A 23,890-nucleotide genomic window follows, 5' to 3' on the forward strand; every position below is an offset into this window, starting at 1 on the left:
TCACCCCCGATTAGAAAACTTGGCTTTTCGCCAAATGGCGAAAGCCTTAGTTGCACTTATGCAGTAAGAAAGTTTTTCTTATCTGCCAAGCTTAAGCCGAGCCTCGGCGTGGCGTTTTGTTCCACAGAGAGGATTGACTTAAGACCTCGAGGGGGTAGGCGCTGAATCTAGACATGGCTCGCGAGGAGGCTGAAGCGTTCCCCGAGGGAAAGAAAACACTGTGAAAACGACCGTTGGGAGTTTGAACAGATGTTGCCCTTGTGCCCATGGTGAAAGCGAGTGTTTTCCACAGCGTGGGTATAGCACTCACTTTATAAAGGATGAAGGAAGCCATGCTAAACAGTTACTACGCATAATACATCAACTATGCATTATGATTTATACTTGAAAAAAGCAACAATCTTTTAGAAAACAGCCTTTTAAAAAGATTGTTGCTTTTGAATATGAATCTTAATGTAGTAGCTCCTATATTGTGATGTAACATATGTAGTTGATTTTTGGAGCGCGGTATTTACGTTCATTTTAAATCAATAGCAACATACACAAAGAAAGCAGTTCAACTCAGAAGCACACACAAATTCACCCCTAAGTGACCTACTTTCATTTTCTGTTAAATACTGATCACTTTTTATTAAATTGTTTTTTTAATAACCGTTCCAATCCCGTTGGAAAGAGATGGTATAACTTACTTCCAATCTCCATCCACCATGGTAAGTTGATTTCACGTTTTTTCGTGAACAAATGTGCAGCAACCTTCCTTGCGACTGTATCTGCATCCAGCATGTAACGTGCAACATTTTGTTGATATTTCCCACTAGGATCAGCATTTGTGAAAAAATTTGTTTGTACTGGTCCTAAATTAACGGCTGTCACATAAATAGGATAATCAACTAATTCTAAACGAAGTGCATTCGTAAACCCTAGTACAGCATGTTTCGTGGAGGCGTAAACAGCCGACTTTGGTGTAGCCATTTTTCCTGCCTGTGAAGCAACATTTACTATATGTGCTTCCTTTTGTGTCATGAAATGCGGTAATAATTTTACCGTCCCATGCATTAAAGCATAAACATTCAGTTGGAACATTTGCTCTATATCCGGTAAGTTCATATTTTTTACATAATCAAAAATACCAATACCAGCATTATTAATTAGTCCGTCAATTTGTCCATGTTCCTCTACTAACTGATGAAAAACATATTCTAGGCCCTGCTTCTGTTGCAAATCCACCTGATAAATAAAACCCATGACATCAAGTTCCCGATGGATAAGCTCTTGTTGGGCTTCTAATTTATCAATAGAACGGGCTAACATAAGGGGAATTCCACCCTGATTTGCAATATGCCAGCTAAGTCTTTCCCCTATTCCACTAGAGGCTCCTGTAATAATGATCTTTTTTCCTTCTAATCTACGTTTGTGCATAAAAATCAATACCATTCTTCACATTTTTCTGAATAGCCCCTTCACTTTCCAGGTAATCTAACTGACCTATCGTTTCTGAGAGTGTTAAATCTAATTGTTTTTCATATTTTCTCGGAAACAACTGTTGACAGACTTGAAAAGGGGTAAGCTCATTCCCTCGTAAAATTTGCAGTACCTTTTCCGCACGTGCTTCTTGTTTTTGAAACCGCTTCATAATAACATCTTCCACATCAGAGAAAATAATGCCATGTCCTGGAAGTACGGTTTGAATACCTAGTGCTAAACACTTTGTTAAGTTCCGACGATATTGTAGAAGAGGTCTAGCACGTTCCATTTCTTCTTCATAAGGTGGTTCAATGATTGGATTGGGCGATATATGATGGAGTAAATGATCTCCACCAATGAATATGTGGTCATGCTGCCGATAGAAAGATAAATGGGTTTGAGCATGCCCTTTTGTTTCTATGACCTGCCAATCAGGGTGCCCTGGTAACAAATCACCTTCATCAATCGTTTGCGTTAATGCTCCCTCACCAGCAAAGTGTAATAGCTTAGGTAGTTGCTCCAAAAGTGGATAAAATGTTTCTGGTACACCACACGATATAAAATAGGCTTTATAAAATTCTTTATAGTGCTGGAAGAACATTTCATCACGTTTTAACCATACATCAACATGTTTATGTCCGATTAGTTCCTGTACACGTGGAAATTGTTCTATTAACCCAATGTGATCAGGGTGATGGTGGGTTAAAATAATTTGTTCAATATCGTTTGGGTGATAACCAATTTCCTTTAACTGAAATTGTAATGCCTCCCACGCCTCTTTTGTTTTAACACCAGCATCCACTAATGTTAATGTATCCCCTTTTATTACATAAATATGTGTATCCCCAACTGCAAAAGGGGTTGGAATAGTAAGTTGGCTAACTGTTTTGTCTAGTACTTGCATCTCTGTAATCCTCCAAGAATGAACGTCCATTCATTTTCTTTTCATTTTACACCCTTACCCCCGAAATGTCACCTCAGCTACAAATCGTCCTTTGAAAATAGTTGTGATATTGCTTCTGATAAAATAGAAGGTAAATAATCAAAACTATATGTTAATTCTAACCGTTCTGTCCACTGGTGCGGATCCTTCCCTAATGGTCCAATATTTAATACAGGCATTGTCAGTTGTTCCATAACAAATTCTGGGAATTCAAATCCGTTATGCTGTAATGGCATGTTAGCGGTTAATCCACGTAAAGTACTTTTCTTCACTACCGGTCCGATATAACTTAGATCCGATAACCCTGTAAAATATTCAGCAATTGTTAAATCGACAGCATACTGATCTTGGGTAAAATCCTTCACTTTTTCCAACACGCTTTTAATCACAGGATCATTGTAAGAAGATACTGCTTGATAAAAAGGTGGACTATAAAATAACACAATCATTGGTGCTAAATCCTTACACATCGATGCGAGATCTTGTACTAGTAGAGTGGAAAAGTCACGGTCTCCCTGTTCCCGTTGACTCACTAATAGATTTTGACGTCTTCTAACCTCTTTTTCTCCATGTCGTTTTACTGCTTCCTCATATAAATCTTTATACTGCAAAACACGTATGGTTGGATTTAGCCCTTGAAAATCAGTTGCAACCTTACTAAAATTAGTCGCCTTTTCCTGTACATAACGTTCTATTTCATGAGCTGCTATTTGAACATGGTGCATAAGTTTTTCATTTATTTGATTAAATGATTGTTTTAAATAGAGTACATTATACATCGAAACAGCTGCATGCGGTGTTTGTACTGAATACTCACCCTTTAAATCCCGATGCATCAAACTAACTGGTGGTGGTGTTACTTCATCATCAACCTTCTCGATGAAAGCTTCATTCAACTCAAGCTGTTGGCTTAAAAAACTTAGCATTAAGTTGGGATTTATACCAGAAAACGGATCCCCAACATGTGTTTCTTTCCCATAACAATAAAAACCAGGTAACACCTTTCCAATTGATCCAGCATAAATATAATGATGAGGGTCCCCAGGGTACTTTTGAAACATTGGCTCGGCATTTAGACACGCTTTATAATGAAGTGATTCCTCTTCTTTTAATTGTTGGAGTATAGGCAGGGCTGCTAGCATACCTTGTGAATTGGCTTCCTCATCTGGAACAGAAACCATTAAAATGTTACCATCAAATTCTCCGTCCATTGCTTTTTCCAACATTGCTAAATGGAGAGCGATACCCGCTTTCATATCCATCGTTCCCCTACCAAATAGCCAATCACCTGATTGCAGATCGTTTTGAATAGATTGCGGCAGTCTGTCAATCGATTTAGCTAATTCTTGTGTAAGTTCACGTGGATAAAAGGCAAGGTTTTCTAATGACCCATAGTCTTCCACATTCACCACATCAAAATGGCTTAGTAACACGACTGTATCGTCAACTTGCTTTTGCCCTCTTACAAAAGCTGTTAGAAATCTTCTCCCGTCCTCCAATGGATGTAAGCTCAAATGATCTGGGTATTCTTGAAAATACGTTTTTTGTGCCAATAAATGATGCAGGTATTCAGCGATAGCAATTTCGGCATTACTTCCAGTTATACTTTGGTGATGAACAAGATCGCAGACTAAATGAATTAATCCTTCTTTCGTTTGCCAACTTGTCATTCCCATTCCTCCTATTGAAATTGACTTTTTTTTGAAAATAAAACACAATCAGATATGAGGTGAAATAATTGACTACTATTATAGCACATCGTGGTGCAAGCAAACTGGCACCTGAAAATACTATGGTTGCATTTAAATTAGCTTACCAACATGGTGCGGAAGGAATAGAAACAGATGTACAATTAACAAAAGACAATGTTCCGATATTAATGCATGATGAAAAAATTAATCGAACGACAAATGGGGAGGGTTTTATTAAGGATTTAACTTATAAGCAGCTACAACAATACGATGCAGGTAAATGGTTTCACCGTAAATTTGAAGGAAGTATGGTCCCAACATTAGAAACATTTTTAAAATGGATCAAAGATAAGCCGTTATATTTAAATATTGAGTTAAAAAATAATAAGATAGATTATAAGCACTTGGAATCGATTGTCTATGAAATGGTGACGCATTTTAAGTTACAGGACCATACCATCCTATCATCATTTAACCCTAACAGTATCAAACGAATGAAACCGTTTCAAAAGACAATGGATATTGCTTTTTTAACCAAAAAAGGATCAAAAAACATCCTAGACGCTACAAAACAACTAGGTGCTAGTTCACTTCATATGAATCATAAATATATAACGGAAAATCTAGTGAAACAATCTCATGCTAAAAACCTTTCCGTGCGTGCTTATACCGTTAATAAAGCAAATCATATGATGACGTGTTTCCAAACTGGTTGTGATGGTATTTTTACAGATTTACCACACAAAGGAATGCAATACCGAGAGCTTTATCATTATTACGAAACATTTTTATAAGAGGAGGAGTTACAATGGCTAAACTATTTACACCAGTAACCTTAGGTGGAGTGACCCTTAACAATCGTATTGTAATGTCACCAATGTGTATGTATTCATGTATGCAAGAGGATGGGAAGGTAACACCGTTTCACATGACCCATTATGTTTCACGTGCAGTTGGACAAGCAGGATTAATTATGACAGAAGCAGCAGCAGTGCAACCAGAAGGGAGAATTTCTCACCAAGACCTTGGTATATGGAGTGATGATCATGTAGAAGGATTAAAAGAACTAAATAAAGAAATGCATACATACGGTGCAAAAACGGCTATTCAGCTAGCCCATGCTGGAAGAAAAGCACAGGTTCAATCATCGATATATGCACCATCTGCTGTTCCATTTAATGATCAATTCAAAACACCAGTAGAAATGAGTACAGAAGATATTCAAACAACGATTCAAGCATTTAAAGATGCTGCGAAACGGTCCAAATTAGCTGACTTTGATATCATTGAAATTCATGCTGCCCACGGCTATTTAATCAATCAATTCTTATCACCGTTAACGAATAAACGCTCAGATGAGTATGGTGGGACTCGTGAGAATCGTTATTTATTCTTAAAACAAATTATTGAAGCTGTGCAAACAGAATGGACTGGTCCTATTTTTGTCCGTATTTCTACTGATGAATACCATCAAGATGGAAACACATTAGATGACTTTATTTATTTTTCTACAAAAATGCAGGAGCAAGGGATTACATTAATTGACTGTAGTTCTGGAGGAGTTGTGCCAGCGAAAATTCATCCTTATCCTGGTTACCAGCTTAAACGCTGTGAAGCAATTAAACAAGAGGCAAACATTGCTACAGGTGCAGTTGGCCTGATAACAAGTGGACTCCAAGCAGAGGAGATTGTCCAAAATGAACGAGCAGATCTTGTCTTTATTGGCAGGTCCCTCCTTCGCAACCCTTATTGGCCAAAAGCAGCTGCTGATGAATTGGGGATAGAGCTTGAAGCGCCAACACAATATAAACGAGGCTGGAAATAAGTGGATGGAGTGTGAATTATAATGGAATTAGTTTTCCTTGGTACTGGTGCTGGTGTACCTTCCAAAGAACGGAATGTATCAGCTATCGCCCTAACTTTACTTCAGGAAGAAAATAGTATTTGGTTATTTGATTGTGGTGAAGCAACACAGCAGCAAATTTTACAAACATCGATTAAACCAAGAAAAATCACTAAAATTTTTATTACTCACATGCATGGAGACCACATTTTTGGTCTCCCTGGTTTGTTAAGCAGCCGTTCATTTCAAGGTGGAAAAGACCTTTTAACAGTTTATGGTCCACCTGGTATTAAAAGATATATTGAAACAAGTCTCATGGTGAGTGAAACCCATTTAACGTATCCTTTGGAAATTGTCGAGCTTAAAGAAGGAATGTTATTTGATGAAGGCCCCTTCCAAGTGATGTGTCAAAAACTGGAGCATGTTATCCCTAGTTATGGTTTTCGTATTGTGGAAAAAGACAAACCTGGTGAATTATTAGTAGATAAATTACGAGAGAAAGGGATTTTACCAGGACCTATCTATCAGCAAATTAAAGAAAATGATGTCGTAACAACGCTTGATGGCCAAGCGATCTATCAACATGAATTTCTCGGGCCAGCTAAACCAGGGCGCATTGTCTCGATTTTAGGGGATACCCGAAACACTGAGAAACATGTTGAACTCGTTAAACAATCAGACGTGCTCGTTCATGAAGCCACATTTGAAGATGCGAAAAAAGAGATGGCGAAAAACTATTATCATTCCACCACAACAGAAGCAGCATCTCTGGCAAAAAAAGCACGTGTGAACAAACTAGTATTAACCCATATTTCGTCACGTTATCAAGAAGAAGATTCAGCACATTTGTTAGAAGAAGCAAGAGCAATTTTTCCTAACACAATGATTGCACATGATTTTGATCAAGTAACTATTCCTGTCAAAAAAGCCTAAAGGAGTGATAATTGGTATGTCACATTTAAGAGAATTGGTATCTTCTCAACATGCTTTTTTCTTAAGTGGCAAAACGCTAGACTACTCCTATCGAAGGAAACAATTATTTGCCTTACGAGAGATGTTGAAGAATTACGAAAAAAAGGTCTATCAGGCACTTAAAAAAGATTTAAATAAATCAGCTTATGAAGCACTAACAACCGAAATTGGTTTTCTATATCAAGAAATTGACCATACGATTAAATATTTAAAAAAATGGATGAAACCTGAAAAAGTCGATGCACCTGCTACACACAAAGGTTCTAGAAGTGTTATTTATCATGAACCGTATGGCGTTACGCTTATAATCTCACCGTGGAATTATCCAGTTCATTTAGCCATTGCTCCTGCCATTGGTGCGATCGCTGCAGGAAACACCGTCATCATTAAACCATCAGAATATACGCATACTACTTCAAAACTTCTTCATGAAATGATTGCTGATACATTTGATCCAGCATATATTGCTGTTGTAGAGGGAGGTAAAGAAGTAAGTGAGCAATTACTACAGGAACAACTTAATTATGTCTTTTTTACTGGAAGTTCAGCTATTGGACAGAAAGTAATGGAACAAGCAAGCAAACAATTAACACCTGTCACACTTGAGTTAGGTGGCAAAAGTCCAGTAATTGTTGATCAAGATGCAAACATTGACCTTGCAGCAAAGCGCATTGTTTGGGGGAAATTTACAAATGCTGGTCAAACATGCGTTGCACCTGATTATGTCTATGTACATGATAAGGTCAAGAAACCTTTTCTAAAAGCATTGAAAAAATATTGTAAGACCTTTTATGGTAAAACTCCACTTGAAAATGAAGATTACACACATATTGTACATGAGAAGCATTTTCAGCGATTGGCAGCATTTTTATCAAACGGCGACATTGTATATGGGGGACGAACTAATAAGAACAAGTTGATCATAGAACCAACTATTCTTGATCAAATTTCATGGGAAGATCCAATTATGAAGGAAGAAATTTTTGGACCACTTTTGCCAATCCTCTCCTTTACTAACCTAGATGGGGTCATTCATACACTTCAGTCAAAGGATAAACCACTTGCACTATATTATTTTGGGGACAAGAAAAAACGACAGAATAAAGTCTTGAAGCATGTTTCCTTTGGTGGAGGTTGTATAAATGATACACTTTATCATTTAGCTAATCCACACCTCCCATTCGGTGGTGTTGGTAATAGTGGTATCGGTTCTTATCATGGTAAATATAGTTTTGAAACATTTTCACATCGAAAAAGTGTCCTAATCCAAACAACGAAATTTGATTTACCATTTCGATATCCAGGAAGTAAGCTTCTCTTTTCTGTTATAAAACAAATTATGAAGTAAAACTAAAATTAGTAAGCCTTTTTTAAAGAAACTGATTTGCTTTTAGGGATAATTTATAGACTAATATAAAGTCAAGTCTGCTCTGTTACCTTTTTTCAATTTTACATACTTGTTTGTGCATCGAGAGGCCTGCTCTCTTCCCTTTTGGAGATTTTACTTGCTTCTTTGTTCACTGACAAGCAGGATCGATACCCTTGTCGTAATTTCTGTCACCAATTCAAGTAACAAATTAACTTTTCCCAAATACGAATACCACTTCATTAGTGTTTAAAATCATCGAGAAAATCCTTTTGAAAACTAGTTCTTGGCTGCTCTTTCTCTTCATTCGAATTCTTTTGTTGTGGGTCTTGTATAAATAAATTATCCCCATATTTTTCTGTGAGTGTTTCAATTGCTTCATATAGTTTTTCCTTACTTGCCTCTTTCTCATATGTAAACAAATCAAGCTGATGAGCGATATTTTGTTTTTCTTCCACATCTTGAACAGTGATCCCGATTAATCGAATGGGATCTTGTGACCAATGCTTTTGCCATAATTCATGTACAATCTGTAAGATATCTTTCCTTGTATCCAAGTAGTATGGTACTTTTTTACTCCTAGTAATTGTTTTACGATCACTATACCGAATCATAAGTTGTACACTTCGGCCAACAGCTTGTTTTCGTTTCATACGACGTTCCACATTATCAGCCAGTTTCTCCATTAAATGATGTATTTCTCTCTCATCCGTTGTATCATGTGCAAAGGTTTGTGAATTCCCAATACTTTTAAATTCATGAACGGCATCTGGATCAACTGGACTTGGGTCAATTCCGTTAGCACGGTTTTGTAGTCGTTCTCCATTAATCCCTAACACTTGTTTTAATTGATATACATCTGTTTTTGCTAGATCACCAATTGTGTTTATATTAAACTTTTTCAGTTTTTCAGCAGTTTTCGATCCAACACCATACATCTCTTCTATAGGTAACGGCCATAATTTTGCCCCTATTTCTCGCTTTCGTAGTACTGTGATTCCAAATGGTTTTTTCATATCCGATGCCATTTTAGCTAAAAACTTATTAGGTGCAATACCAATACTACAGGATAAATCTAGTTTTGTTTTTATAGCATTTTGTAGCTGCTGAGCAATTTCTAAAGGACTTCCAAGACTCCTGTCATATTCTGTTATATCCATATATCCTTCATCTATTGAAACTGGCTGCACGTAAGGAGTTATTTCTGCTAACAGCTTAAAGATTTCCGTTGAAGCTGTCCGATATCGTTCAAAATTGGGGCGCATGACAACTAACTCTGGGCATAATTTTCTTGCCTGCCAAAGAGGCATAGTCGTTTTGACCCCCTTAGCTCTAGCTTCATAACTACTTGTCACAATAATTCCTTTTCGCTCTTCTGGATTACCAGCAATGGCTAATGGTTTTCCTTTTAGTTCTGGATTATATGCCATTTCAACTGATGCATAAAAAGCATTCATATCAACATGAAAGATAATACGACCTTTCCTTTTCTGCTTCATTTCCAACCGTTCCTTTAATATTTGTCTTACTTTTATTATAGCATAGGAAGCCAACATTCCATGTAGCTTTCCTATTAGAAGCTAGCCTATCACTCACCAAGCATTATATCAGTTACATTAGCAGTAAAAGTATTATGCTGTCCGAACACACAATAAAGTGGAACTTCAATCAGTGGGGTTCCTTTCCTCCCCCACTGATTGTTAGTTGAACGAATCGGACATTTACGGGCAGTTTGATCCCCCCACTTATCTTTCTTGGATCTCCTAAGAAATCTTGAAGTGGGGGTCTTACTGCCCGTTACATGCGGGATAAAAAACCTCCTACAGTACTATTCTTGTAGGAGGTTTATCAAATCTTTATTGACTAGCTTCTTGTACAATTGCTGTAATGAATTTCGTAATATCAACCAATGCACTAACTGCTATCCGTTCATTTGTTGTATGAATTTCTTCATAGCCAACTGCTAAGTTCACAGTCGGAATTCCATGACCCGCAATGATATTGGCATCACTTCCTCCACCACTACTTAACAATTTACTTTTCTTTCCTATTTTTTGAGCAGCATTACGCGCAACCTCTACTACTTGATCCCCACTTTGGTGTTTAAAACCAGGATACATAATTTTTACTTCTACATCGGCCTGTCCACCATATTCTTCAGTTGCTTGTTCAAAAGCTTCTTTCATTTTTGCTACTTGTCTATCCAATTTTTTACGTACAAGTGATCTAGCCTCCGCTAATATCTCTACATGATCCACCACAATGTTTGTTTGCTTTCCGCCTTCAAAGCGTCCAATATTTGCAGTTGTTTCCTCATCAATACGACCAAGTGGCATTTTCGATATAGCCTTTGATGCTAAGGTTATCGCGGAAATACCTTTTTCTGGTGCAACACCAGCATGGGCCGTTTTTCCTTTTATCGTTGCAAATAATTTTGCTTGAGTTGGAGCAGCCACAACAATATCACCAACATCACCATTACTATCGATTGCATACCCATATTTTGCCTTTAATAAAGAAGCATCTAATGCCTTTGCACCAACAAGACCTGATTCTTCACCTACTGTAATGACAAACTGAATATCTCCATGCTCCATTTCCTCTTCTTTTAATATGCGAATCATCTCTAAAATAGCAGCAAGCCCTGCTTTGTCATCTGCACCTAAAATGGTTGATCCATCAGAGACAATATACCCATTTTCAACAGATGGATTTACCCCTTTTCCTGGGACCACTGTGTCCATATGTGATGTGAAATAAATTGGTTCAACATTTGTTTTAGTGCCTGGTAACGTACAAATCAAATTGCCAGCGCCATGTCCAGTTTCTTCCTGGCTATTATCTTCTACCACTTCTAATCCAAGGTCTGTCATTTTTTGCTTTAACACATCCGCAATCTCTCGTTCATATTTTGTTTCAGAATCAATTTGTACTAACTCGAAAAATTCTTTTGTTAATCGTTCTTCATTCACTTGAATCATTCTACATTCTCCTCTTAAGGTTAGACTGTTTTCTAAAAGGTTGTTGTTTTCAGGTATGAAACGTCATGCATATAAGATAGATGATGCGCAGTAGCCCTTGCATTACCTGCTGATATTACCGCTACGGAAATACACTTCGCTTTCCGTGGGTGGCTGGTGAGCCTCCTCGTGCTAACCGCACTGCGGGGTCTCACCTATACCGCTGCTCCCACAGGAGTCTCCGTGTATTTCCTTCGCTAAATTGAGATGTTCTAATTTTAATCATTAATATTGACAATGCACAATTGATTCAAGCGGATAATAGACACATTTGGTTACAGTACCTTATTACTTGTTAGTTAAACTATTCAAAGCAGCGGAAAATGCAAGATTCCTACGGGAAAAGGAACAGTCTGAAGACCCCACAGCGAGCGTACTTTGCTCGCGATGTCTAACTTCAGCGCCTACACCCTCGAGGTCTTAAGTCAATCCTCTTTGTGGCAAAAGCCGCCACACCGAGGATTGGCTTAAGCTTGGCAGATAAGAAAAAACTTACTGCATAAGTGCAACTAAGGCTTTCGCCGCTTGGCGACAAGCCAAGTTTTCTAATCGGGTGTGACCAAGGCGCTTACGTTTTTCTATGAGGAGGCTGAAGCGTTCCCCGAGGGAAAGAAAACACTGTGAAAACGACTGTTGGGAGTTTGAACAGATGTTGCCCTTGTGCCCATGGTGAAAGCGAGTGTTTTCCGCTGCGATGTTTAAGCACTCATCCTATTAAGGATGATTAAAACTACTGCGCATAATATACATTATGCGTCATAGAAAACAACAAAGTATGCGAAAAGTTCCTAAGGTTATAATGGAATATTACCGTGTTTCTTCCATGGACGGTCTTCTTTTTTATGGTTAAGCATCTCTAAGGCTTGAATAAGTTTAATTCTTGTATCACGAGGATCAATCACATCATCAACCATGCCTAACCCTGCTGCTACATATGGGTTTGCAAACTTTTCCCGATATGTATTGATTTTCTCTTGTCGTACTTTTTCGGGATTACTACTCTCCTTAATTTCCTTTGCAAATATAATATTGGCAGCACCATCTGGACCCATTACCGCTATTTCTGCATTTGGCCATGCATAAACAAGATCTGCTCCAATTGATTTACTGTTTAAGGCAACATAAGCACCTCCATAGGCTTTACGTGTAATCACTGTAATTTTCGGTACCGTTGCTTCTGAATAGGCATATAAAATCTTAGCACCATGACGAATAATACCTCCATGTTCCTGTTTAACACCTGGAAAAAATCCTGTCACATCTTCAAAGGTAATGATTGGTATATTAAATGCATCACAAAACCGTATAAAACGAGAAGCCTTATCACTTGAGTCTATATCAAGACCTCCAGCTAAATATTTTGGCTGATTACATACTAATCCCACTGGCTCCCCTTGAATTCGAGCAAAGCCCACTACAATATTTTTCGCAAAATCTTGATGAATTTCAAAGAAGCTAGCTGGATCAACTACCTGCTCAATAACTTTTTTTACATCATATGGACGTGTTGAATCAAATGGAACGATGTCTGTTATTGCATGACATGTATCTTCTTCTTGATTATTATATGGAAGTTTTGTTGCCTTTAATTGATTATTTGCTGGAATATAGGATAACAATTCCTTTACACGATTAAGTGCATCTTCTTCTGAAATAGCATTAATATGTGCATTTCCACTTTTCGTATTATGGACTTTAGCACCCCCAAGATCTTCAGAAGATATTTTCTCACCTGTTACCGTTTCAATCACTTTAGGTCCTGTAATAAACATTTGGGATGTTTTATCTACCATAATGACAAAATCCGTTATTGCAGGAGAGTAGACAGCTCCCCCAGCGCTTGGACCCATAATAACGGAAATTTGTGGAATAACACCAGAGTAAATGGCATTTCGATAAAATACATGTCCATACCCATCTAGTGAAGACACACCTTCTTGAATTCGAGCACCACCCGAATCATTTAATCCAATAAAAGGAACGCCATTTTTTGCTGCTAAATCCATAACAGCAGCAATCTTTTTACCGTGCATCTCTCCAAGTGCTCCTCCGTAAACGGTAAAATCTTGTGCAAACAAGTAAACAGGACGATTATTGATTTTTCCGTATCCTGTTACAACCCCCTCCCCTTTTGCTTTACTTTTGTCCATCCCAAAATCAGAACTTCGATTTTCTATAAATGGATTAAGCTCAACAAAAGAATCTGCATCAAGCAAGTAATCAATTCGTTCTCTTGCTGTCATTTTTCCTTTCGCATGTTGCTTCTCAATTCGTTCATCGCCACCACCAAGTTCTACCTGCCTTCGTTTATCATATAATTCATTAATTTTTTCGAATATATCCATTATTCTGCACCTCGATTCTCTTGATGTTGACATAATTCAAACAAGACACCATTAGCAGCCTTCGGGTGTAAAAATGCTACTTGACTATTATGTGCACCTGTTTTAGGTTCCTCATTTATTAACGGAATGCCTTCAGATTTTAGGCGACTCAATCGTTCCTCTAATTCATCGACTTCTAATGCAATATGATGGATTCCTTCCCCTTTACGATCTAAAAACCGCTTAATCGCTGACGTTTCTTCAATAGGCTCCAATAATTCAATACGGGATTCGCCAATTTTCAAAAACGCTACTTTAACACCTTCAGAGGATACTTCCTCTACACCTTCTACTTTTAATCCTAATGAATCCGTATAAAATGATAGTACTTCGTCAATGTTGTTTACTGCAATTCCAATATGTGCTATTTTCGTTGGAGACTCTAGTTTTTTCTCTTTTGGATCGATTAATTGCTTGATATAGCTAGCTAGTGCTTCAGTAGAGGACCCACTTGTAAATACTTTCTTAATTCCTTTTTCGAGTAAAAATGGAATATCTTCACCTGGGATTACACCACCACCAACGACTGGAATATCACTTGCATTCCGTTCTGCTAGGGCATCTATTACTTTCGGAAACAATGATTTGTGTGCTCCTGATAAGGATGATAATCCAATAACATCAACATCTTCCTGGACAGCTGCTTGTGCTATTTGAGCTGGAGTCTGTCTAAGACCAGTATAAATAACTTCCATTCCATGATCTCGCAATGCTTGTGAGATCACTAAAGCTCCACGATCATGTCCATCTAGTCCTGGTTTTGCGATTAAAACACGTATCTTTCCCATTTGTCTCTCCCCTTTTTAGCATTTCTACATCCCTGTATATTCACCAAACTCATTTCGCAAGACATTACAAATTTCACCAATTGTTGCATATGCTTTTACAGCATCTAAAATGAAAGGAATTAAATTCGTTTCTCCCTGAAGACTTGCCTTCCGTAAAGCCTCTAATTTTTCTTGGACAGCTTGATGTTCACGCTTTTGTTTAAGATCTTTAATTGATTGTTTTTGTTCTTGCTCGAGTTTTTCATCTACTTTTAATAGATCTGGATTTACCTCTTCATCTAATTGAAATTGGTTTAGACCAACAATAATTTCTTCATTTGCTTCAATTCGCTTCTGCGTTTCATAGGCATTTTGATGAATTTCTCGTTGCATAAACCCTTCTTCCACAGCCTGAACTGCACCACCGATAACTTGAATTCGTTCTAAATAATCTTCCACTTCCGTTTCGATACGATCAGTAAGTTCTTCTACATAGTAAGATCCACCAAACGGGTCTACTGTATCAGCTACACCACTTTCATGTGCAATAATTTGTTGGGTGCGTAGGGCAATTCTAGCAGACTCTTCAGTCGGTAATGCCAGTGCTTCATCCCGTGAATTTGTATGTAAGCTTTGTGTTCCGCCCATCACAGCTGCTAATGCTTGTAATGTTACCCGTACAATATTATTATCAGGTTGCTGTGCGGTTAATGTCGATCCACCTGTCTGGGTATGGAATCGCAATTTCCAACTTTTTGGGTTTTTTGCCTCATAGTGCTCCTTCATAATTCTTGCCCAGATTCTTCGTGCGGCTCGGAATTTTGCGACTTCTTCAAAGAAATTATTATGTGCATTAAAGAAAAAAGCAAGTCTCGGTGCAAATGCATCAATATCTAATCCTGATTCTAAAGCAGCATCAACATAGGCCATTCCGTTTGCTATTGTAAATGCCACTTCTTGTACTGCAGTCGATCCTGCTTCTCTTATATGATATCCCGATATACTAATGGTGTTAAACTTCGGTACATGCTCGGCACAATATTCAAAGATGTTCGTAATGAGTCGCATGGACGGCTTTGGTGGAAAGATATAAGTACCTCGTGCAATATATTCTTTTAAAATATCATTTTGAATAGTGCCAGTTAGTTTCTCCATCGGAACACCCTGTTTTTCACCAACGGCTATATACATGCACAATAGAACAGATGCTGGTGCATTAATTGTCATCGAAGTACTAACTTGATCAAGCGGAATTTGATCTAATAACTGCTCCATATCTTGTAGTGAATCTATTGCTACACCAACTTTACCGACTTCTCCTTCTGCCATATCATCATCAGAGTCATATCCAATTTGAGTCGGTAAATCAAATGCAACAGAAAGCCCTGTTTGACCCTGTTCTAGCAAATATCGAAACCGTTTATTCGTTTCCTTTGCAGAACCAAATCCAGCATATTGACGCATTGTCCAGAAACGACTACGATACATCGTTGGTTGAATCCCACGAGTAAATGGGTATTGTCCAGGAAAGCCTAATTTTTCCGCATTCTTATCACGAGAATAGTATAAGCGATCTACCTCGATATTTGATGAAGTCGTAAAGGTATCCTTTCGTTCAGGAAAGCGCTTTATTGTTCGGTCAACAGAATCTCTCCATTCTTGTTCTTGCTTCCAATTACGATCATAATTTTTATCCATTTTTTATTCCCCCATTTCTGTTTAACCTTCATATCAATTTATTTTTACACTTGTCCAAACTACTAATTAACGATAAAATACAAATAGCAGATAGGTTTAGAAGGAGGCTATGACATTGGCTACAAAACAATCAAAAAATGCAACAAAGCCAAGAAGAAAGTCTAAGCGAGAACGCCGAGTAAAAGTAATTATATATATAATGATTTTTGCAATGGTATTATCCGCACTTACGACAGGCTTGGCAATATTTGCGAATTTCTAATCTTTTGGCTGGATGCTTCTGTTATTCAGCCTCTTTTTTTAGTCTACGAACGGTATGACGGTCTATATCACTTTTCTTAAACCGCTTTTTTAATAATAGATAATCTTCTATTTCGTGTAGTAAGCGAAATAGATTTGCTCTCGTTTCAAAAGCCTCTTTTGTTTTTGGCAATGGTTGTTGGTCAAACATTGACCGTAATGCATCTAACTCGTTTAAATACAGGATCGCTGTATTACCTGGATGAACAGCATCTGCTAGCTTCTCAAAAAAGTCGGCAATTTTCAGTGATATAGCATCTGTTCGTGGTAATTTACTAACAAGTGGCAACATTCTCTTCAATAATTCAAACTGCCGCGTACGCATATAGAAATAATCATGGTAAAGATGCTTACTCCGTAACAAATGGTTTTCCCGATCACGTGCTACTAATTCTGTAGCTTCCTCTAACAGCTCTTGTGTCTCTGTAATTTCTTTTCCAGTCCAGTCCTCATTTTTATCTCGTATATATAAAGCAATTTCCTTTAAAATGATTTGAAAATTCTGCTCCAATTTACGTTGCTTCTCTTGTAGTTTATTATCTAAGCTTGGCATATATAGATTTAAGACTAAAGCTACTCCTAATCCAACTAGTATTAACAGTATTTCATCTATAACAAATGCTACTGTTATCTCTTTAGCACTATATAAATGCAAAATAATAACAGAGCTGGTTACGATTCCTGGAGTAATTTTTAACCATACGGTAGTTGGTATGAAAAAAGCTAACATAATGCCAATAGCAATTGGGTAGTAGCCAATTACTTCAAAGAATACAAAAGAAAATAATATAGCTAACATACATGCTACAAACCGATGCCAAGCACTTAATACAGAGCGTTTACGAGATGGCTGAATACACAATATTGTTAAAATTCCTGCTGAAACAAAATTAGTTACTCCGAATAGCTGCGCAATCCAAATGGCAATTGGAGTACCTATTGCTGTTTTTATTGTTCGATAGCCGATCTTCACCATTCATACCCCTTTAGTAGTATAACATGAAATGGGGCTGATCCCATTATACGTTGAGACAGCCCCATTCAATTAAATAATATTTCTCTTATACTTCCTCACAATGCTTTTCAAAGACATCTTGTAGTTTACCTACAACATCCATGGCACTAAAGCCCTCAATATCGTGACGCTCTAGCATCGTAACGATCTTTCCATCCTTTAATAATGCAAAAGATGGTGAGGACGGTGGGAACCCTTCAAAGTATTCACGTGCTTTCTCTGTTGCTTCTGGGTCTTGTCCTGCAAAAACCGTCACTAAGTTATCTGGTCGTTTATCATAATGTATCGCATTTGCTGCTGCCGGACGAGCAACACCACCAGCACAACCACATGTAGAATTAATCATGACTAATGTGGTTCCATCTTTTTGAAGTGCTTGATCTACTTCTTCTGGTGTTGTTAATTCATCATAACCCGCTTCTGTAATATCCTTGCGAGCGGCATCAACAACATCTTTCATAAACAGATTAAAATCCATATGATCCATCCCCTTACTTATGGTAATGTGAATTTAGCTTTAATGTAAGGATAGCAAGTATACGTGTAAAATTCAATTGATATTATTTATAGGGTGTTTTACTTAGTAAAGGTTCGTATTATCCTGATTAATATTCTCTAAGATTTCTTTTACTCGACTCAAGAATTGTCCACAGATAAGACCATCTAAAACACGGTGGTCAAGTGATAACGATAAGTTAACCATATCACGAGCTGCAAACATATCATTTAATATAACAGGGCGTTTTACGATGGATTCGATTTGTAAGATGGCTGCTTGTGGATGATTGATTACACCCATTGAATGGATCGAGCCAAATGAACCAGTATTATTAACCGTAAATGTTCCACCTTGCATATCTTCTGATGTTAATTTTCCTGTACGAGCTTTTGTCGCTAACTCATTAATATCCTTTGCAATACCTTTGATGCTCTTCTCATCGGCATTTTTAATAACTGGCACGAACAGTTCTTGGTCCTTCGCAACAGCAATTGATAAGTTAATATCTTTACGCTGAATAATTTTATCTTCTGCCCATGTACTATTTAGTTGCGGGAATTCCTTCAAGGCCTGTGCAACAGCTTTAACAAAAAAGGAAAAGAATGTTAAGCTAAATCCTTCTTTTTGTTTAAAATCTTTTTTAACTTGATTACGGTAGCTTACAAGCTCTGTAACATCCACTTCCACCGTCATCCATGCATGCGGAATTTCCTGTGTCGAGCGAACCATATTTTGAGCAATTGCTTTTCTTACACCAGTGACAGGTATTTCAATGTCACCAGGTTGGGTACTAGGTGTTGGTGAAGGTGTCGGTTTAGTCGGTACTTCCTTCTTCTCTTCTTTAGGTATTTCTGTTTGTTTCGGTTGACTACTTTCCTCTGCTTTTCTTGGAATATCGCCGGATGCAATGGTTTTTTCAATATCTTTTCTTGTGATTCGACCACCGCGGCCAGACCCTGTTACGTTTTCCAAATCGATATCATTTTCCTGTGCCATTCGTAAAACAGCTGGTGAATAACGTTTCTTCATAGACTGGTCTTGCTCAGACGATTCCTCAGATGTATTGGATTCACCTTTTGTTTCCTTCTCAGACGATGTCGATTCATTCTCGCCCTCACCCTCGACTTCAATGTAGCACATTAGTTCACCTACTTCGATTGTATCCCCTTCTTGTGCTACAAGTTCTTTAATGGTACCTGTAAAGGATGATGGGACCTCAGCATTTACTTTATCTGTCATTACTTCTGCGATTGGATCGTATTTATTTACATGATCCCCTACAGCTACTAGCCATGAATTAATTGTTCCTTCTGTGACACTTTCTCCGAGTTGTGGCATATTAATTTTTTCTGTAGGCAATGGAAACCCTCCTTTGACCAATTAAAATTCAGCTAATTCACGCATTGCTTTCTCTACTTTATCCGGATTCACCATGAAATATTTTTCCATTGTCGGTGCATACGGCATTGCTGGTACGTCTGGACCTGCTAATCGTTGCACTGGAGCATCTAAGTCAAATAAGCAATTTTCTGCGATAATTGCCGATACTTCTCCAATAATACTACCCTCTTTATTATCCTCTGTAACTAACAATACTTTCCCTGTCTTACTTGCTGCTTCGATAATGGCATCCTTATCAAGTGGGTAAACCGTACGTAAGTCAAGGATGTGCGCATCAATACCTTCTTCTGCTAGCTTTTCAGCTGCTTGTAAGGCGAAATGTACACCTAGCCCATACGTAATTACCGTAATATCAGATCCTTCTCGTTTTACATCTGCCTTACCGATTGGTAATACGTAGTCATCTTCTGGTACTTCTCCTTTAAGTAACCGGTAGGCCCGTTTATGTTCAAAGAAAAGAACAGGGTCATTATCCCGAATAGCTGCCTTTAATAAACCTTTTACATCGTATGGCGTTGAAGGCATCACAATCTTCAGACCTGGCTGGTTAGCAAATACAGCTTCAACCGATTGGGAGTGATATAATGCACCATGTACGCCACCACCATATGGAGCACGTATCGTAATTGGCGCATTCCAATCATTGTTGGAACGGTACCTGAGTTTTGCTGCCTCGGAAATAATTTGATTAACTGCTGGCATAATAAAATCTGCAAATTGCATTTCAGCTACAGGACGCATACCGTACATTGCAGCACCAATACCTACCCCAGCAATTGCTGATTCTGCAAGTGGTGTGTCTAATACACGATATTCACCAAATTCGTCGTATAATCCGTCTGTTGCTCGAAAAACGCCACCTTTTTTCCCAACGTCTTCTCCCAATATAAATACTTTCTCATCACGAATCATTTCTTCTCTTAATGCAGTCGTAACTGCTTGAATATAGGACATTACTGGCATCGTACGTTTCCCTCCCTACTCTTCATAAACATATTTTAAAGCATCTTCTGGAGCAGCATAATCTGCATTTTCCGCATAGTCCGTTGCTTCGTTTACAATGTCACTTATTTCTTTTTCTAGGCTTTTATCGATATCATCATTTAAAATACCTATATCTTTTAGGTATGTCGTAAACGTAATAATCGAATCCTTTTTCTTTGCTTCCTCTACTTCATCTTTTTCTCGATATTGTCGATCATCATCATCACTAGAATGTGCTGTTAAGCGATAAGAAACTGCCTCAATAAGGGTTGGTCCTTCCCCTTTCACAGCCCGTTGTCTCGCTTCTTGAACTGCCTCATATACTGCTAGTGGATCATTTCCATCAACAGTAAACCCGGGCATGCCGTAACTTTGTGCACGATCTGACACATTTTCACTTGCTAATTGTCTTTCTATCGGAACGGAAATGGCATATTTATTATTTTCCACCATCGTAATAACTGGTAAGTCATGAACACCTGCAAAGTTTAGTCCCTCATGAAAGTCACCTTGGTTGGATGAGCCTTCTCCAAGTGTAACAAATGAAACAAAATCTTTTTGTTCCATCTTCGCTGCTAAAGCAACCCCTACAGCGTGAGGAAGCTGTGTCGTAACAGGAGAAGATCCAGATAAGATTCTATTTTTCTTTTGGCCAAAATGCCCTGGCATTTGTCTTCCACCAGAATTAGGATCTTCAGCTTTTGCAAAACCAGACAACATAAGATCTTTTGCTGTCATCCCAAAGGCCAGTACAACCCCTAAGTCACGATAATATGGTGCTACATAGTCTTTGTTCCGATCAAGTGCAAAAGATGCTCCTACCTGTGCCGCTTCTTGTCCCTGACACGAAATAACAAACGGTATTTTACCTGCCCGATTTAGTAGCCACATTCGTTCATCGATTTTTCTTGCTAATAGCATCGTTTTATACATTTCTAACACATCGTCATCAGTTAAACCCAACTTCTTATGTCTCTCATTTGTCATTGTCTATCCCTCCTTATACAATTACCCATGAATTTGTTTACCATCAACAGCTAATGCTCCTTCGCCGATTATTTCAGAAAGCGTTGGATGTGGATGGATACTATGTGCAATTTCCCATGGTGTTGCATCCAATACTTTAGCAAGCCCTGCTTCTGAAATCATATCTGTAACATGTGGCCCAACCATGTGAACCCCTAATAGATCTTCTGAATCCTTGTCTGCAATGACTTTCACAAAACCCTCTGACTCCCCATGAACAAGGGCTTTTCCAATTGCTTTAAACGGAAATTTTCCAACCTTTATGTCATACCCATTTTCTTTAGCTTGTTTTTCTGTTAATCCAACACTTGCTACCTCTGGATTTGAATAAATACAACTTGGGACATTTTCGTACTGAATAGGCATTGGGTTCTGATTAGCCATATGCTCAACCGCCACTATCCCTTCATGTGAGGCAACATGTGCTAACTGCATACCACCTATGACATCTCCAATAGCATAGATATGTGTTTCCTTTGTTTGGTAAACTTCATTTGTCTTAATAAAGCCATTTTCTACCACTATATCGGTATTTTCAATTCCAATATTTGACGTATTTGCTTTCCTACCAACAGAAACTAGCATTTTATCTGCCTTAAACTGCTCATTACTTCCATTTTTCTCTGCTTCAATGGCGATTCCATTTTCTATTTTCAATGTATCAGGAAGTACCTTTGCACTTTTCACAAATGAAATCCCTTTCTTTTTTAATTGCTTCTCTACTTCCTTTGCAATTGCGTTTTCTTCTGTTGGCAATATTTGTTCCCCATATTCAATAACAGTTACGTTTACACCAAAATCAGCCAACATCGATGCCCATTCAATACCTATAACGCCACCACCAACAATTACAATTGAATTTGGTAATTCATCCATTTGTAATGCTTCATCAGATGTCATAACATATGTTCCATCTATTTCTAAACCAGGTAAGGATTTAGGATTCGATCCGGTAGCAATAAGGACATTTTTAGGGACAATCATCGTATTTTCCTCACCGCTCTCATATTCAATGGAAATAGTTCCAGGCATCGGTGAAAAGATACTAGGTCCAAGAATGCGCCCAAATCCTTCAAATACATCTATTTTCCCTTTTTTCATCAACCCCTGTACACCTTGATGTAGCGTGTGAACAATTTGTTCCTTACGATCTTGAACTTTAGAAAAATTAAGCGTTGGCTCTGTTGTCTCAACTCCAAATTGACTTGCTTCTTTTGTTTGCTTAAAGACTTCTGCACTACGTAGTAATGCCTTGGAAGGAATACAGCCACGGTGCAAACACGTCCCGCCTAATTCTCCTTTTTCTACTATTGCTACTTGCATACCTAATTGTGAGGCACGAATAGCGGCAACATATCCGCCTGTTCCTCCACCTAAGACAACTAAATCATACTCTTTCGCCATTTGCTGTCCGCTCCTTTGTCTCAACTTCATTCGGGTAAACCTTTGGTGATTCTTCTTGACGGAGCACCCGCAATGTACCTTCATTTAATGCTTGTAATTCGTCTTCCCCTGGATATATTAATGTATCCGCAATCCAACCAACACGGTCAGAAATCATTTCAATAAACTGTTTGCCGTATGCTAAGCCGCCTGTCAATACAATGGCATCAACGCGGCCACCAAGCACTACACTCATGGATCCAATTTCTTTAGCTATTTGATAGGCCATCGCTTCATAAACTTTTTTCGCCTCTTGATCTCCTTTTTCGATCCGTTTCTCCACTTCTAAAGCATCATTAGTTTGTAAATAAGCGACAAGTCCACCTTGGCCGATCAGCTTTTTCATGATTTCATCACGATAATATTGACCAGAGAAACATAGAGCTACCAAATCACCAGCAGGTACAGTACCTGCACGTTCGGGTGAAAATGGCCCATCCCCATGTAACCCATTATTCACATCAATTACTTTCCCTTTGTAATGCGCACCAACCGTGATACCACCCCCCATATGGGTCACAATTAAGGTTAGTTCCTCATAAGATTTCCCTAGGTCCTTTGCGGCTTTTCTAGCTACCGCTTTTTGATTTAACGCATGGAAAATACTTTTACGAGGGATTTCAGGTACACCTGAAAATCTAGCTAATTCATTAAGTTCATCTATTACAACAGGATCTACGATATAAGCTGGAATATTTAGCCCCTGTGCAATTTCATGTGCTAAAATCCCTCCTAAATTAGAGGCATGCTCCCCATTGTAACCAAGTTTTAAATCTTCCAGCATTCGTTCATTTACTTCATAGGTACCGCCTTCAATAGGTCTTAATAAACCACCCCTACCACAAACGGCATTTAATTTGGAGATATTAATTCCTTCATAATCTAATTGGTCTAAAATAACGTTCTTACGAAAATCATATTGATCAATAACACGATCATATTGTGAGATAATCGTTGTATCATGACGAATGGTCTTTTCAAAAATACAATTCTCATTCTCAAAAACACCAACTTTTGTTGACGTTGACCCTGGATTGATCACTAGTGTGCGGTATACTTCATGTTGTTGCAAAA

20 protein-coding genes are annotated in these 23,890 nt (G+C 38.1%); 5 read left to right on the forward strand and 15 right to left on the reverse strand.

The window, feature by feature from the left end; all coding sequences use genetic code 11:
- Window positions 1-621: 621 nt before the first annotated feature.
- From GHC26_RS03705 to GHC26_RS03715, 3 genes are all read right to left on the reverse strand, one after another.
- Window positions 622-1,419 (reverse strand): SDR family NAD(P)-dependent oxidoreductase, encoded by a 798-nt coding sequence (locus GHC26_RS03705; protein WP_163969926.1) that lies wholly within the window; start codon window positions 1,417-1,419, stop codon window positions 622-624.
- On the reverse strand, window positions 1,406-2,368 hold the full coding sequence (locus tag GHC26_RS03710; RefSeq protein ID WP_163969927.1) for an MBL fold metallo-hydrolase: 963 nt from the start codon (window positions 2,366-2,368) through the stop codon (window positions 1,406-1,408). The genes GHC26_RS03705 and GHC26_RS03710 overlap by 14 nt, the downstream gene beginning before the upstream one ends.
- Before the next feature lie 77 nt (window positions 2,369-2,445).
- The gene (locus GHC26_RS03715) at window positions 2,446-4,077 is read right to left on the reverse strand and encodes a M20/M25/M40 family metallo-hydrolase (RefSeq protein ID WP_163969928.1); all 1,632 of its coding nucleotides are present in this window, start codon (window positions 4,075-4,077) and stop codon (window positions 2,446-2,448) included.
- A gap of 68 nt (window positions 4,078-4,145) precedes the next feature.
- Between GHC26_RS03715 and GHC26_RS03720 the strand changes: the two genes are divergently transcribed.
- Genes GHC26_RS03720 through GHC26_RS03735 form a run of 4 tightly spaced genes read left to right on the forward strand, consistent with a single transcriptional unit; the run spans window position 4,146 to window position 8,261 of the window.
- Window positions 4,146-4,892 (forward strand): glycerophosphodiester phosphodiesterase, encoded by a 747-nt coding sequence (locus tag GHC26_RS03720; protein WP_163969929.1) that lies wholly within the window; start codon window positions 4,146-4,148, stop codon window positions 4,890-4,892.
- 14 nt (window positions 4,893-4,906) lie between these two features.
- Entirely contained in the window at window positions 4,907-5,923 is a 1,017-nt protein-coding gene (gene namA, locus GHC26_RS03725; protein ID WP_163969930.1) for an NADPH dehydrogenase NamA, read from the forward strand.
- A 21-nt stretch (window positions 5,924-5,944) separates the two neighbouring features.
- A complete protein-coding gene (rnz, locus tag GHC26_RS03730; RefSeq protein WP_163969931.1) occupies window positions 5,945-6,874 on the forward strand; it encodes a ribonuclease Z in 930 nt (309 codons plus the stop codon).
- A gap of 16 nt (window positions 6,875-6,890) precedes the next feature.
- On the forward strand, window positions 6,891-8,261 hold the full coding sequence (locus GHC26_RS03735) for an aldehyde dehydrogenase (RefSeq protein ID WP_163969932.1): 1,371 nt from the start codon (window positions 6,891-6,893) through the stop codon (window positions 8,259-8,261).
- A gap of 260 nt (window positions 8,262-8,521) precedes the next feature.
- On the opposite strand, the gene GHC26_RS03740 is transcribed toward GHC26_RS03735, so the two are convergent.
- The 5 genes from GHC26_RS03740 to GHC26_RS03760 all read right to left on the reverse strand — a co-directional run bounded on the left by GHC26_RS03740 (window position 8,522) and on the right by GHC26_RS03760 (window position 16,148).
- A complete protein-coding gene (locus tag GHC26_RS03740) occupies window positions 8,522-9,784 on the reverse strand; it encodes a DNA polymerase IV (RefSeq protein WP_404821766.1) in 1,263 nt (420 codons plus the stop codon).
- Between the two features lie 351 nt (window positions 9,785-10,135).
- Complete coding sequence (locus GHC26_RS03745) at window positions 10,136-11,260, reverse strand: M20/M25/M40 family metallo-hydrolase (protein WP_163969934.1); 1,125 nt, start codon at window positions 11,258-11,260, stop codon at window positions 10,136-10,138.
- An 833-nt stretch (window positions 11,261-12,093) separates the two neighbouring features.
- On the reverse strand, window positions 12,094-13,644 hold the full coding sequence (locus tag GHC26_RS03750) for an acyl-CoA carboxylase subunit beta (protein WP_163969935.1): 1,551 nt from the start codon (window positions 13,642-13,644) through the stop codon (window positions 12,094-12,096).
- Complete coding sequence (gene mce / locus GHC26_RS03755; RefSeq protein WP_163969936.1) at window positions 13,644-14,471, reverse strand: methylmalonyl-CoA epimerase; 828 nt, start codon at window positions 14,469-14,471, stop codon at window positions 13,644-13,646. The genes GHC26_RS03750 and mce overlap by 1 nt, the downstream gene beginning before the upstream one ends.
- Window positions 14,472-14,495: 24 nt before the next feature.
- Window positions 14,496-16,148 carry an acyl-CoA mutase large subunit family protein gene (locus tag GHC26_RS03760; protein WP_163969937.1) on the reverse strand — a complete coding sequence of 551 codons (1,653 nt, stop codon included), beginning with the start codon at window positions 16,146-16,148 and terminating at the stop codon, window positions 14,496-14,498.
- A 115-nt stretch (window positions 16,149-16,263) separates the two neighbouring features.
- Between GHC26_RS03760 and prli42 the strand changes: the two genes are divergently transcribed.
- Window positions 16,264-16,410, forward strand: a complete 147-nt coding sequence (gene prli42, locus GHC26_RS03765; protein ID WP_226376840.1) for a stressosome-associated protein Prli42 — start codon at window positions 16,264-16,266, stop codon at window positions 16,408-16,410.
- Between the two features lie 21 nt (window positions 16,411-16,431).
- Here the strand turns inward: prli42 and GHC26_RS03770 are convergent, their stop codons facing one another.
- The 7 genes from GHC26_RS03770 to buk all read right to left on the reverse strand — a co-directional run bounded on the left by GHC26_RS03770 (window position 16,432) and on the right by buk (window position 23,888).
- Entirely contained in the window at window positions 16,432-17,421 is a 990-nt protein-coding gene (locus GHC26_RS03770; protein ID WP_205599194.1) for an aromatic acid exporter family protein, read from the reverse strand.
- A gap of 88 nt (window positions 17,422-17,509) precedes the next feature.
- On the reverse strand, window positions 17,510-17,941 hold the full coding sequence (locus GHC26_RS03775; RefSeq protein WP_163969940.1) for a BrxA/BrxB family bacilliredoxin: 432 nt from the start codon (window positions 17,939-17,941) through the stop codon (window positions 17,510-17,512).
- Between the two features lie 102 nt (window positions 17,942-18,043).
- Window positions 18,044-19,321, reverse strand: a complete 1,278-nt coding sequence (locus GHC26_RS03780) for a dihydrolipoamide acetyltransferase family protein (RefSeq protein WP_163969941.1) — start codon at window positions 19,319-19,321, stop codon at window positions 18,044-18,046.
- 21 nt (window positions 19,322-19,342) lie between these two features.
- Window positions 19,343-20,326, reverse strand: coding sequence for an alpha-ketoacid dehydrogenase subunit beta (locus tag GHC26_RS03785; RefSeq protein ID WP_163969942.1), 984 nt, complete (start codon window positions 20,324-20,326; stop codon window positions 19,343-19,345).
- A 15-nt stretch (window positions 20,327-20,341) separates the two neighbouring features.
- Entirely contained in the window at window positions 20,342-21,334 is a 993-nt protein-coding gene (locus tag GHC26_RS03790) for a thiamine pyrophosphate-dependent dehydrogenase E1 component subunit alpha (RefSeq protein ID WP_163969943.1), read from the reverse strand.
- Window positions 21,335-21,355: 21 nt separating this feature from the next.
- On the reverse strand, window positions 21,356-22,777 hold the full coding sequence (gene lpdA, locus GHC26_RS03795; protein ID WP_163969944.1) for a dihydrolipoyl dehydrogenase: 1,422 nt from the start codon (window positions 22,775-22,777) through the stop codon (window positions 21,356-21,358).
- Entirely contained in the window at window positions 22,761-23,888 is a 1,128-nt protein-coding gene (gene buk / locus GHC26_RS03800; protein WP_226376841.1) for a butyrate kinase, read from the reverse strand. Before buk ends, lpdA begins: the two co-directional genes overlap by 17 nt.
- Window positions 23,889-23,890 lie beyond the last annotated feature (2 nt).

Origin of the sequence: Oceanobacillus halotolerans (assembly GCF_010993955.1) — a bacterium.
Taxonomy (GTDB): Bacteria; Bacillota; Bacilli; order Bacillales; family Amphibacillaceae; genus Oceanibacillus_A; species Oceanibacillus_A halotolerans.